This window comes from Maricaulis maris MCS10, assembly GCF_000014745.1.
GTDB classification, from domain to species: Bacteria; Pseudomonadota; Alphaproteobacteria; order Caulobacterales; family Maricaulaceae; genus Maricaulis; species Maricaulis maris_A.
The window spans coordinates 958,732-971,596 of sequence record NC_008347.1; the positions used below are offsets into that span (position 1 = coordinate 958,732).

The 12,865-nt window shown below is 62.4% G+C and carries 11 protein-coding genes and 2 tRNA genes; 11 read left to right on the top strand and 2 right to left on the bottom strand.

Going from position 1 to position 12,865, the window contains the following annotated elements:
- Window positions 1-54: 54 nt before the first annotated feature.
- A complete protein-coding gene (locus MMAR10_RS16030; RefSeq protein ID WP_011642806.1) occupies window positions 55-1,275 on the top strand; it encodes a DUF3667 domain-containing protein in 1,221 nt (406 codons plus the stop codon).
- An 81-nt stretch (window positions 1,276-1,356) separates the two neighbouring features.
- Here the strand turns inward: MMAR10_RS16030 and sppA are convergent, their stop codons facing one another.
- Window positions 1,357-3,144 carry a signal peptide peptidase SppA gene (gene sppA / locus MMAR10_RS04495; RefSeq protein ID WP_011642807.1) on the bottom strand — a complete coding sequence of 596 codons (1,788 nt, stop codon included), beginning with the start codon at window positions 3,142-3,144 and terminating at the stop codon, window positions 1,357-1,359.
- Between the two features lie 186 nt (window positions 3,145-3,330).
- Window positions 3,331-3,407: transfer RNA gene (locus tag MMAR10_RS04500), tRNA-Pro, on the bottom strand.
- Between the two features lie 237 nt (window positions 3,408-3,644).
- Between MMAR10_RS04500 and MMAR10_RS04505 the strand changes: the two genes are divergently transcribed.
- The 10 genes from MMAR10_RS04505 (at window position 3,645) to MMAR10_RS04550 (ending at window position 12,683) form a co-directional block, all read left to right on the top strand.
- Window positions 3,645-3,719: transfer RNA gene (locus MMAR10_RS04505), tRNA-Gln, on the top strand.
- A 568-nt stretch (window positions 3,720-4,287) separates the two neighbouring features.
- A complete protein-coding gene (locus tag MMAR10_RS04510; RefSeq protein ID WP_011642808.1) occupies window positions 4,288-5,070 on the top strand; it encodes a DUF3450 domain-containing protein in 783 nt (260 codons plus the stop codon).
- Between the two features lie 22 nt (window positions 5,071-5,092).
- A complete protein-coding gene (locus MMAR10_RS04515) occupies window positions 5,093-6,481 on the top strand; it encodes a MotA/TolQ/ExbB proton channel family protein (RefSeq protein WP_011642809.1) in 1,389 nt (462 codons plus the stop codon).
- A gap of 14 nt (window positions 6,482-6,495) precedes the next feature.
- Window positions 6,496-7,032, top strand: coding sequence for a MotA/TolQ/ExbB proton channel family protein (locus MMAR10_RS04520; protein ID WP_011642810.1), 537 nt, complete (start codon window positions 6,496-6,498; stop codon window positions 7,030-7,032).
- Window positions 7,029-7,436, top strand: a complete 408-nt coding sequence (locus tag MMAR10_RS04525; protein WP_011642811.1) for an ExbD/TolR family protein — start codon at window positions 7,029-7,031, stop codon at window positions 7,434-7,436. Before MMAR10_RS04520 ends, MMAR10_RS04525 begins: the two co-directional genes overlap by 4 nt.
- An 11-nt stretch (window positions 7,437-7,447) precedes the next feature.
- Window positions 7,448-7,849, top strand: a complete 402-nt coding sequence (locus MMAR10_RS04530) for an ExbD/TolR family protein (protein ID WP_011642812.1) — start codon at window positions 7,448-7,450, stop codon at window positions 7,847-7,849.
- A 14-nt stretch (window positions 7,850-7,863) separates the two neighbouring features.
- Window positions 7,864-8,481 carry an energy transducer TonB gene (locus tag MMAR10_RS04535; RefSeq protein ID WP_011642813.1) on the top strand — a complete coding sequence of 206 codons (618 nt, stop codon included), beginning with the start codon at window positions 7,864-7,866 and terminating at the stop codon, window positions 8,479-8,481.
- 156 nt (window positions 8,482-8,637) lie between these two features.
- Window positions 8,638-10,155 carry a tetratricopeptide repeat protein gene (locus MMAR10_RS04540; RefSeq protein ID WP_041637280.1) on the top strand — a complete coding sequence of 506 codons (1,518 nt, stop codon included), beginning with the start codon at window positions 8,638-8,640 and terminating at the stop codon, window positions 10,153-10,155.
- 211 nt (window positions 10,156-10,366) lie between these two features.
- Window positions 10,367-11,845: a hypothetical protein gene (locus tag MMAR10_RS04545; RefSeq protein ID WP_011642815.1), complete on the top strand. Its 1,479-nt coding sequence runs from the start codon at window positions 10,367-10,369 to the stop codon at window positions 11,843-11,845.
- Between the two features lie 220 nt (window positions 11,846-12,065).
- The gene (locus tag MMAR10_RS04550) at window positions 12,066-12,683 is read left to right on the top strand and encodes an energy transducer TonB (protein WP_011642816.1); all 618 of its coding nucleotides are present in this window, start codon (window positions 12,066-12,068) and stop codon (window positions 12,681-12,683) included.
- The last annotated feature ends 182 nt before the right edge of the window (window positions 12,684-12,865 follow it).

Genomic DNA, 12,865 nt, shown 5'->3' on the forward strand with positions numbered 1-12,865 from the left:
GAGGCCCCGCCGACCTAGCTTGTGTTCGCACAATGCCAGGGGCGGGGCTTTTTCATGACCGGTAGTGATCCCATCAGCGATGCCGTGATCGCCGACAGTGTCGGTGGCGAGCTGGGCGACTCGATCCAGGCATCCAAGCGCAAGAAGCGTGAGCGATTCACAGCCTTTGAGGCGCCGACACCGGCCGGTGTGTGTTCGAATTGTTCGACGCCCCTGTCCGGTCCGGTCTGCCATAGCTGCGGTCAGACCGCCGACACCTACCACCGTCCGATCTGGGATCTGCTGATGGACGTCCTCGACGGCCTGCTGGGCCTCGAGGGGCGTTTGTGGCGGACCATTCCGCCGCTGATGCTGCAGCCCGGCAAGATCACGGCGGATTATCTCAGCGGCGTTCGCGCCCGCTATGTCATGCCCTTCCGGCTCTATCTGACCGCCAGTGTGCTGTTCTTCCTGCTGATCTTTGCGCTCGGCGGTTTTGGTGATGGCTCGGACCTGTCCGATCTGACCGATGAGCAGCGGGCCGCGGTGGAATCGGAACTGTCAACGCTCGACGAGGACCTCGCCGCGGAGGGCATGCCAGAGGTCGACCGCGAGCGCATCGCCGCAATTGCCGAATCCGGACTTGCCCAGGCAGAAGCCCTGGCAGACGCCAACCTGTCGCCAGAGGCTCGGGCCCAGCAACGCCAGGCGGGGCGCGAGGAGATGAAGCTGGAGTTTCGTCGCGCCTTGTTGCCGGAAATCTATGGCGATGCCGAGGAAGAGCCGGCCGAGGGGCCGATTGATGTGGCAGACGGGGTGATGGTGGACGCAGCCGGCATTAGCGATTTGCCGCTGGAAATCCGTCAGGCCCTGGTGGTCAGGGTTGATCGCATCATCGACAGCGATGGCGCCACGCTGGTGGCGTCGATGCAGCGCTGGGCACCGACGATGATGTTCTTCCTGCTGCCGATCTATGCGCTGATGCTGGCCTTCCTGCATTTCTACAAGCGCGGCTATTTCTTCTATGACCACCTCGTGGTGTCGCTGCACTTCCACGCCTTCATGCTGTTCCTGCTCAGCGGCCTGTCGCTGGCCGCCTATATCATTCCGGGTTGGATCGCGGTTTTCATCGGGCTGATCTGGTCGAACTGGTATCTCTACCGGCTTCACCGCACGGTCTATTCGCACGGCCGCTTCACCTCGATCCTGCGCGTGATGATGCTGGATATCGGCTATTTCTTCCTGCTGAGCTTCGCCCTGACCGGCCTGTTTGTGGTCGGCGTGATGACGTCGTGAAGCGTGGCGACAAAGGTGACAGGCACAAAAAAAAGGGCCCGCCGGAGCGGGCCCTTTTGCTGTTTCGGTCAAAGCCGCGTGTCAGTTCGGTACGGCAGTGCTTGAGCGCATCTGCATGCCGGGCTGGTTCATCTCCTGACGAGCTTGCAGGGCGGCGCGCACTTCCGGCATGTCCATCAGTGCATTGAGCCGGGCCGCTGACTGGGCCGTTTCGGCGGAGACACCGAACAATTCCTGGAACGCTTCCATCGGCGAGCGCTGGGCCGGGTAGCGACGCAGGCGGATGCGTGCTTCGGCGTCGATGCCGGCGAACTGGCGGGCGGCGCCAATGGCGTCGCGCAGGCCACCAATCTCGTCGACCAGACCCAGATCCAGCGCCTGGGCCCCGGTCCAGATACGGCCGCGGGCGATTTCCAGGACACGTTCCAGCGGCAGGTCCCGGCCATCGGCCACGCGCTGGGTGAAGTCGTCATAAATGTCCGACATCTGCGAGCGATAGGCCGCCCGTTGGCTGTCAGTCCATTCCTGCTGGGCCGAGAAGGCGGTGGCGTATTCGCCGCCGACAGCAATGGTCTCGGCGTTCAGGCCGACGAGATCAAACGTGCCCTCGAGGACGATCTTGCCGCCGAGCACCCCGATCGAACCGGTCAGCGTGGTTTCGTGGGCCAGCACATAATCGGCCGGTGCAGCGATGTAATAGCCGCCCGACGCTGCCATCGAGGCCATTGAAACGATGACCGGCTTGCCGGCCTCGCGGGCCCGGGTGATGGCGTGCCAGACCTGGTCAGAGGCAATGGCGGAGCCGCCGGGGGAATCGACCCGGATCACAATGGCCCGGACCGAATTGTCATCGGCTGCGGCCAGGATGGCCTCGGACATGAAGTCGCCGCCGATCATTTCCTCACCGCCGAACGGGCTGCCCGTTGGCGTGCCGGTGACAATGGCGCCCTGGCCTTCGATCAGGGCGATGATCGGGCCATTGTTCCAGGTCGGTGCGGCCTGGGCGTGGTATTGGGCGATCTCGACAAAGCTGGCCTCGCCGTCGAGACGGGCGCGGACGGCTTCGCGGGCTTCGACGACCTGGCCGAGCTGGTCGATCAGACCCAGCGACTGGGCTTCCTCGGCCGTGTGCGGCGCCGATTCGAACATGGCACGCAGGGCGTCTGCCTGAAGGCCGCGATCTTCGGCGATACGCAGCACGGCGGTGTCGTAGATCGATCCCAGGAAGGATTCGGTCGCTTCGCGGTGCGCCTCGGTGAAGTCGCTTTGGGTGTAGGTGTTGGCGGCGCCCTTGTACTCGTGGAACTGCTCGAATTGCGGGACGGCATCGAAATGGGCGAACAGCCCGCCCAGGAACATGGTCTCGGAGGCGAGGCCGGCGGCGGTGAAACTGGTCGTGTCCTGAAGCCAGATCTGGTCAGACCCGGAGACGGCGAAATAGCCGGTCACGCTGGTGCCTTCAAACCCCTGGGCATGGGTGACGACGAATTTGCCCGCGGCACGGAAATCCTCGATGGCACCGCGCAATTCTTCCGCCGCGCCCGGCGACATGCCGAACTCGTTGGCGCGGATGAACAGGCCGGCGACCCGGTCGTCGCTCTCAGCCCGCTCGAGTGTGCGGACGAGTTCGACCGTGGACAGCGGATCGGAAAAGCCAAAGGGCGATCGCGACGGGCTGTCCAGGCGACCATCACGCAGGTCCAGTTCCAGCACCATGGCGGTCTGGGGCAGGGCGGTCTCGGTCTGCGCGCCCTCGACCAGGGCTCCGATCATCGCAAAAATGAGGAAGACACCGAGTACCAGGGTCAACAGGGATCCAACGACCACGCCGACTATGGACCCGAAGAATGTAATCCAGAACTGTTTCATAAGAGCCCTTTCGCCCCGCGCTTTCATGACATGTGGCAGGCCCTGCAAGTTGCGGTCCTGTTCGGGTCATTATGTAGGGCGTAATCGCAAAAGGGGCGAGGGATATGCAGTCGCTCGGTCCCGCCGCGCGCGATATATGGCGACGTGGACGTCTTCAATGACGGGAATCATGAGGCGGGAAAAGATTGGTCGGAGTAGCAAGATTCGAACTTGCGACCCCCGCCTCCCGAAGACGGTGCTCTACCAGGCTGAGCTATACTCCGAACCGAGGCGCGGCTTATAGCCAACTCTTCTGTCCCGTGCAACGCGCCAAAGACAGGTGTCCACAGTGGGCCGCATGAGGGCTGCATCTACAGCCTGTCCGGGCAGGCGGGGGCGGCCCGGACAGCGACCGGCAACTGCAAAATCTGCGGGTTGAACTGAGATGAACCGCACAGGGCCGTTGCATCCCTCTCAGGGGTTATGTATTTACGCCGCTCGCCGTCTTAGACGGCTCCGGTTGGGGCGTCGCCAAGTGGTAAGGCACCGGTTTTTGGTATCGGCATTCCCAGGTTCGAATCCTGGCGCCCCAGCCATCTTTTCCAGGAATATGCGTCGGGCATGACCCGGCCGCGGCCCAGGGCGCGCATTGATTCGCCCGGTTATGGCGGCTTGTGGCCAGCGCGCTGACACCGTGATCACCCGATTGTGAGCGGATGGCGATGACGCGTGAGCACGGGCTTCCCGCCGGTATTCAGACGCAACTTTACGGAGCCGGCATTACCATCCTTGCGCGAACTGTGCGGCGAGGATGATCCTGAGAGGCGAATCCCGCCTTATTGTTCGCAGTTCCAGCCGCATTCCGGACACAAAGATGTATTGATCGTAGTATAACGCTGGTGTTAGCGTTCAACGGATTTTCAAGCGGCACACCTGTGCCGACGAGATGGCGGGAAAAACCGTCGCGGATAGGGTGGTCTGCAGTTGCGGTAACCACTCGTGCAGACTTGGGACGCTAAGTCGCTGTCATTGGCGGCTTGGCTCGGCCGCTTGAACCAAGGGTAGGGGGCCAGGCCAGCAGGTTTTTGCTGGCTCAGCATCGAAGTTTTTTTGGGGCGGGGAGTCTTTCGGGACAAACCCGCATAGACCATTGTGAGGCGAGAAATGGTGAACTTGAAGAATTTGGTTCGCGCGTCGCTTATGGCGACTGTGGCGGCGGGCGCCTTTGGGGGGGCCGCCGTTGCGCAGCTGAACCAAACGCTCGAAGTCGCGCGTGGTGATACGGCGAACGGGGCTCAGACCCAGTCGCGCATCGAACAGCTGGACGACCAGCGCACGGACATCGAACTGGAATATCGCGCATTGCTCGAGCAGATCGAGTCGCAGCGCCTGTTCGTCGAGCAGCAGCAGGTTTTCCTCCGCTCGCAGGAAAACGAGATCGCATCGCTCGAGCAGCAGATCGGTCGCGTTGACAATATCGAGCGTGATCTCGCTCCGATGATGCGCGAAATGGTCGTGCTTCTCGAAGAGTTCGTGACGCTTGACCTGCCGTTCCGCCTCGAAGGCGAAGCCGGCCGTCTGGCCCGCATCGAACGTCTCTACGAGCTGATCGACAATCCGAACATCTCCCCGGCTGAGCGCTACCGCGTCATCCTCAACGCCTATGACATCGAAGCCTCCTACGGCCGCGGTGTGAACGCGTATGACGAGGAAGTGCTGGAAGACGGCATTCCGGTTCAGGTGAAAGTCCTGCAGATCGGTCGTGTCGCGATGATCCGCCGCTACCCGGACAACTCCATGACGATCCTGCACAACGGTTCGTCGGACTGGGAAGCACTCCCGAGCAGCTATCTTGCCAATGTGACGCGTGCCATCCGCATCGCCGACGAAGTGACGACGCCGTCGATCTTCCTCGTGCCGCTGCCTGGCCCGCAGGTCGCCCAGTAACGGCTTGGAACGGAGAGTTAAGATGAAAACCACAATGAAGATGCTCGCCGCTGCCGTTTCTCTTGGCGTGGCTCTTTCCGCCGGTGCTGTGGCCCAGACCCAGCCCGCCGGATCCCTCAACGAACTCCTCAATCGCGTGCGTTCCGACGCCCGTGAAGCGAGCGCCGACAATGCGGCCCGCCTGCGTGAGTTCCAGTCCTCCACCAACACCCAGCAGGCCCAGCTGAACAGCGCACGCGGTACTCTGGCCTCGCTCGAGCGTCAGGCGACCCAGCTGTCGGCTGATTTCGAGAACAACCAGGTCCGTATCGACGAGCTCGATGCCGAGCTTCGCCAGCGCCAGGGTGCGTTCGGTGAGCTGTTCGGTGCCGCGCGTCAGTCGGCCGGCGAATTCGCCGCCATGATCGATCAGTCGTTGATTTCGGGTCAGTTCCCGGGGCGTGCCGATGCACTGGAAACCCTGTCCAACTCTCGGACCCTGCCGACCCGTGCGGAACTCGACTTCATTCCGCGCCGTGTCATCGAAGAGATGATCCAGCAGCAACAGGTCGTGACCTATAACGGACGTGTCACCGGTCTGGGCGATGGCGCAGCTGTGCCGATCACCCGTGTCGGTGCGTTTGTTGCTTTCACCAACTACAACAACAACCAGCGTTTCGCGCTCTGGAGCCAGAGTGAGAACACCGGTGCCTACTCGCTGACCGACATGGCGGCCCAACCGCCGGCCAACTTTGTCAGCGCGGCCTCGGCCCTGTTCAATGCGGACACGGGTGAGATCGTCGAAGGTGTTGTTGATCCGTCGCGTGGCGCCCTGCTGAACATCTACAAGGACGTTCCGGACCTCAATGAGCGTATCGAGCAGTCGGGCAATGTCGGTAAGGTCATCATCGGCCTGCTCGTCATCTCCGCCCTGTTCGGTATCTTCCGCATGATCTCGCTGCTGATGACCCAGGCTGCCGTCGGCGGTCAGAAGCGCAAGTCTTCCGGTTCCAAGGGCAACCCGCTGGGCCGCGTCATGCTGGCCTATGAAGGTGCCAAGGACAAAGACGTCGAGACCATGGAACTCAAGCTCGACGAAGCCATCCTGCAGGAAACGCCGAAGCTCGAATTCGGTCTCAACTTCCTCAAGCTGGCTGCCGGTATCGCACCGCTGCTGGGTCTTCTGGGTACCGTTACCGGTATGATCAAGACCTTCACCCAGATCACCCTGTTCGGTACGGGTGATCCGCGCATCATGGCCGGTGGTATCTCCGAAGCCCTGATGACCACGGTTCTGGGTCTCATCGCGGCGATCCCGCTTCTGTTCATCCACAGCTTCGCGCAAAGCTTCGCGCGCGGCGTTCAGCAGGTGCTCGAAGAGCAGGCGGCAGGCATGATCGCCCGTCACGCTGAAGAACGCGCACAAGGCTAATCGGAGGAAGCGTTATGGATTTCCAGGCCGTACAAACCGGCCTTCAGGAGTTCCTCGAGCGCGGGGGCCCCGTCCTGGTTGTCATCATGGCAACAACATTTGTGATGTGGGCCTTTATCCTCGAGCGCTTCGCCTATTTCTACATGGCCCATGAGGGCTTTGCGAAATCGGCGAAGAGGGAGTGGAATGCGCGGGCAGACCGGAATAGCTGGTATGCCCACGCCATCCGCGACCAACTCATCTCGGAGGTCAAATCGCGTTGCGATCAGAATGTCGAGCTGGTGAAAACCCTCGTCGCTGTCGCTCCGCTCTTCGGACTGTTGGGAACAGTGACCGGCATGGTCTCGGTTTTTGACGTCATGTCGATTTCGGGTTCCTCGGACGCCCAGGCCATGTCGGCCGGTGTGTCCCGGGCCACGATCCCGACCATGGCTGGCATGGTGGCGTCCCTTTCGGGCCTCATCTTCGCCAACCAGATCGAACTTCTCGCCAAGCGTCGCGTGTCGAAGCTTGCTGATGAGCTCGAGATTGGTGAGGGGGCTGTGTCATGAGGCGTCGTCAGCAGCACAAGGATGACCAGGCTGAAGTGAACATGACGCCGATGCTCGACATCGTGTTCATCCTGCTCATCTTCTTCATCGTCACTGCCACCTTCCTGTCGGAAGAGGGTATCGACATGAGACCTCCACCCGATTCGGAGACACCGCCTGAAGAGCAGCCTGCGCCGCCGATCGTCATCCAGGTCGATGACGACAACGAGATCTTCGTCAACCAGGTCCGCACCGATGTCGACCGCGTGCTTTCGGCCGTCAACCGCTTCCGGGCGGAAGAGCCGAACTCCGCTGTCCTCCTCGAGGTCTATGACGAAGCCCATCACGGCATCATCGTTCAGATCTGGGATGAAATGGGCGCCAATGGCGTGCCGGTTTCGATCCAGCGTCAGAACGAAGGTTAGGGGAGGTTTCCATGGCTAGACGTGCAAGCCGCGTGAATACCGACGAGGAAGAAGTCGAGCTGAACATGACGCCCATGCTGGACGTCGTCTTCATTCTCCTGATCTTCTTCATCGTCACCTCTGTCTTCATCAAGGAGCCGGGCGTGGATACCATCCGCCCCGACGCCGTGACTGAAGAGAGACAAACCCCGTCCATGCTTGTAGCCGTGACAGCGGACAACGAGATTTGGGTAAACAACCGGGTCTATGAAATGAACGAACTCCGCGGGGTTATCGAGCAATTGCTGCAAGAGAACCCGCTGGGCAAGGCCATGATCCAGGGTGATGAAGGTGCCAATATCGGTCTGATCCTCGACGTCCAGGAGCTCCTTACGGAGATGGAAGTCGAAGTGAAGATTTCGACGTTGCAGTAGCTGGAGGAAAGAAAATGGGAAGTTTCATACGTCTCGTTATCGGCGTTCCGGTTGCGGCCATCGTCACGGTGTTCCTGTTCTATGTGATGCAGGACCTCATCAAGGTTGATGAAGTCGATCAGCCTGACGAAGTCGATGACGTCACCTTCTCGATCAATGATGAAGTGGCCGAGGTGGAAGCCCGTGTCCGCGACACCACGATCGATGATGTGCAACAGGTCGACCCGCCACCCCCGCCGCCGCAGATCGAGCGGCAGCGTGCCGAGCAGCCGTCAGAAGGTCTGGCCACCGTCATGGGTGCCATTCCTGACTTCGAAGCGCCTCAGCTGAACTCGGACAGTGTCAGCTTCTCGGTCTCCGACCGTGACGCACAGCCGCTGGTCCGGATCGAGCCGCAATACCCGCTTCGTGCGGCAGAGCGCGGGATCGAAGGCAGCTGCTGGGTCCGTTTCGATGTGACGCCGGACGGTACGCCGACCAATATCGACATCTATCGTTGCGACAGCTCCTTCTTCGAGCGCGCATCGAGCCGGGCTGTCGAACGTTGGCGGTACAACCCGAAAGTCGAAAATGGTGTTCCTGTCGCCCGTCGTGGCGTGGAAACCCGCTTCGACTTCCGATTGGCCGAATAGTGATCCGGGCGCGGCGGGCTTTATGTCTGCCGCGCTCCACTGGCCGCCAGGGCTGAACCGTCGCCAGGGATGAACCAGGACCGAAGCGGTCCGCATCCCAGTGAGTTTTTGGAAAGCCGACCCCGGGGAGTTGGGGGCGGTATGAAGGAGCCATCGATGATCCGTTTCAACGGTTTCGATACATCGGGCCTGCTGCGCTCTGTCGCGACCCTTGCCCTCGCCGTCACCATGGCCGGGGTCATGATTTCCGACGCCGATGCCCAGCGCCGGCGGAACAATAATAACGAGGAAGACTCCGAGCAGAACCAGGCCGAGCGTGTCTTCTCGGCTGCGATCGGTCAGATCGTGCTCGAAGCCCAGGAATTCCAGGCCAATGGCCAGTTCCAGGAGTCGGTCACGGCCCTGACGCGGGCCTTGGGCAATTCCAGCATCAATCCGTATGAGCGGATGATCTCGCTGCAGATGCGCGGTCGTGCCTATTACGAGATGGATCAGATCACCCGGGCCATCCAGGACTGGGAATCGGCCATTGGCACCGGTGCCATGCTGCCGCAGGAAATTGCCGATCTGCAGATCAATATCGGCCAGCTCTATATCGCGGAAGGTAACTACAACTCGGGCATCCGCGCCCTGGAGTCGGCCGTTGCCGTGCTTGGCAATGAGGGTCTCAACCCGCGCATCATGCGTATGCTGGCCCAGGCCTATGCCCAGGCCGAGCGCTACAGGGATGGCGTTGTGTGGGCCGAGCGTTTCTGGAATGCCCAGGCGCGGGCCGACCGGGTTCGTGGTGACTATTCGCTGATGCTGTTCTTCTACCAGCAGCTCGAGCGCATTCCGGACCAGTTCCGTATCATCGAGGAGATGGTGGGGCGCTGGCCGGCCGAGAAGAATAACTGGCGCTCCTACGCCTCCCTGCTGGCCCAGACGGGTCGCGAGCAGGATGCGTTTGAAGCCAACAAGATCATGTACATCAACGGCATGCTCACCGAGAGCCGTGAGATCGTGGCGCTGGCCCAGTATTACTCCTTCTATGAATACCCCTATCGCGGTGCTGTCATCCTCGAGCGCGAGCTCAATGCCGGTGCTGTCGAGCGGACCCGCAACAATCTCAACCTGCTCGCCAATATGTGGCGCCAGGCGCGTGAGTGGGAACGGGCCATTCCGGTCCTGCGTCAGCTGGCTCAACTGAGCGGCGATGGCGATGACTTCCTCAAGCTGGCCGAAGCCCTGTGGCAGCGCCGTCAGCTGGACGAGGCCGAAGATGCCTTCACCGAAGCGCTCAACCGCGGTGGTCTCGACCGTCCGGGCGATGCGTGGACGCTGCTGGGCAATGTGCGGGCCGAACTGGGTCGTGAAGAATCGGCCCTGGCTGCCTTCCGCGAAGGCGCGCGTTACCCGTATTCGCGGCGTACCGCCAATGGCTGGGCGACCTTCATCACCAACCGCCAGCGGGCTGCCCGTGACCGGGTGCGGATCCGTGAACAGGTCCGTCAGGATGAGTGCCGCTTCTCGATCAGTGACCTGATGGAGACGGCGACCCTGCTGGGTGATGTCGACGAGAATGGTCGCATCGTGGTGGACGTGCCGGAACGCTGTTCCGATCTCTACAATGTCCACGGCGAACAGCTCAGCGCCGTCGCCGAGGCTGAAGCCGACGCGGCCGACGCCGGCTGATCCCGTCGTTCAGGTCTGACATGATCAACGCCCCGGCAATTCGCCGGGGCGTTTTTCGTTGTGGCGCCGGGCGGCCCTGCAATCGACGGCTCGGTCTGCCATCAAAACAACCCCAAATCGCCCCATTCCCGCCTCGAACCGCGCCGAAGCTTTCATGACATGACGGTAATGCCGGGCTGGGGAGTTCGCGTCATGGATTGGGGAGAGGCACATGGAGATTTCAATCAGAGCGGCCCTTGCGGCCGCATGGCAGCGCGTGGTCAGGGCCGCGGCGGTCCTGACCCTGGCGGGAGCGGTGTCCGGTCTGACACTGCCGGCCGTCCACGCGGCCAGGATGGACAACTCGCCGGGCGTGCTGTCGCCCTCGGTCGGCAACCGGTTGCTGGAGCTGATCGAGATGGAGGGCGAGGAACGCTGGCGCGAGGTGGAGGCCGGCTATAGCGAGATGATCGACAATGGTTCGCTGAGCCCTTATGAGCGCGCCGTCCTGCTGCGCCAGCGCGGCCGGGCCCGTTACGAGCTGGACAATCTCGCGGGGGCCATCAGCGACTGGCGCTCGACCATCGCCCTGGCGGTCCTGCCCGAGGACGATGCCAACGCCCTGCGCATCAATACCGGCCAGCTGCTGATGGTCGCCGACGACTACCGCGCCGGCATCAATCTGATCGAGGCGGCGATCGCCCGCGGTGTGCCGCTCAACCGTGATCTGGCCGCGCGCCTGGCCCAGGCCCATGCCCGGGTCGAGGACCATGAAGGCGGTCTGCCCTATGCCCGCTTCGCCTTTGCAAGGGCCGAGGAAGAGGAAGCCGGCGGCGCCGACCGCCAGACCTATTCGCTCCTGCTCTACTATTACCAACAACTCGCGATGTTGCCCGACCAGCTCGCCCTGATGGAAGCGATGGTCACGCGCTGGCCGACCGAGAAGGCCAACTGGACCAGCTATGCCAGCCTGTTGGCACAGCTCGGTCGCGAGGCCGATGCCTTCGAGGTCAACCGGATCATGTATCTGAACGGCATGCTGACCTCGAGCGCCGAGCTGGTCCGTCTGGCCCAGTATTACTCCTGGTATGACTACCCCTATGGCGGGGCTGTGATGCTGGAGCGCGAGCTCAATGCCGGGCGGGTCGAACGCTCGACCGCCAACATGCAATTGCTGGCCAATCTCTGGCGCCATGCGCGCGAGTGGGAGCGGGCCATGCCGGTGCTGGAACGCGTCGCCACCACTTCCGGCGCCGGGCCCGACTTCGAGGCCTATGGCGAGGCCCTCTACCAGGCCGGCCGCTTTGAAGAAGCGGAGGCCATTTTCGTGCAGGCCCTCAATCGCGGCGGCCTGTCGCGCCCGGGTGATATCTGGACCTATGTCGGCAATGCCCGCATGGAGCAGAATGATCTGGGCGGCGCCGCCCGCGCCTTCCACCGGGCCCTGGAATGGGAGTATTCCCGCGCTGGCGCACAAGGCTGGCTCGAATTCATCGCCAGCAAGCGCGCCATCCTCGCTGTTGCAGCAGAGCTGGAACGCCAGATCACCATCGAGGACTGCGAAATCGAGGTCGAACGGGCCCGCCGGCAGATTGTCGTCTCGCCGGATGAGTATGACAGCGAGGGTAACCGCATACTGGACATCCCGGAGCGGTGTGAGCCCTGGTTCGACACCAATGGCAATCGCCTGCCCGACCCCGAGCGCATCTGAGCCGCCAAGCGATAACCCCGCAATCGCCCCAATTGACCGCGATTGCGCCCCGCTTCCGCCCCGACCACGGGCGAGGCTGACAGTGCGGCGAGGCCTCGTGTTGTGAGGCCGACCCGCACCGGCCAACCCGGCGCCGGTGGACGGTGCCGGGCCCCTGGCCGGATCTTGGGGCATACCTCTGTGAGGCCATGCAGAACGCGCCCGTGGGGAGGCCTGTTCAATGACAGCCATGATCCAACACTTGCGTACACCGATGGTGCTGCCGATAGCCGGCGCGGTCACCATCGGACTTTTCCTGATGATGAAAGACCTGATCGCCGTTCCGGGAGTGGAGCGGGTGGAGCAAAGCGAGACGCCGCGTTTCGTGATCAACGACGTTCCGGATGACACCGAGCTGGATGTCCGCATCGACATCACGGAAATCCCGCCGGTCGAACCGCCGCCGCCGATTGAACGCTTGCCGGTGGATCGCGCGGTGCCGACCGATCCGGGCGAGGGCGTCACCTACGCCCTGCCGCCGGTGGCGCCGACGGAGATCAGCGACACAGGTGGCCTGGTCACGCCGGATCGTTCTCCCATGCCCATTGTCCGTATCGAGCCGGTCTTCCCGGCCCGAGAGGCCTCCCGGGGCAATTCCGGCAGCTGCACAGTGATTTTCGACATCACGCCGCAGGGGCAAACGACCAATATCCGGTCCCTGGCCTGCGACAGCCGCGCCTTCGAACAGGCGACACTGAACGCCGTCAGCCGCTGGCGCTACAACCCGCAGATCGAAAATGGCGAGCCCATTTATTTCCGCGGTGCGACGACAAGGCTGGACTATCGCCTTGATGGGTAAGTAAGGGGCGTGGGGGGCTGTACCCCCCACGCCACCCATCCAATGTTTGTCATCCCCGTCGGATGTCCGGCGAAGGCCGGACGCAGGACGGGGACCTAACGGGTCGCAACCACATAGGTCCCTGACTTGCGCCCGGCCTGCGCCGGGCGTCCATCAGGGATGACAAGGCATCAGATGCAATC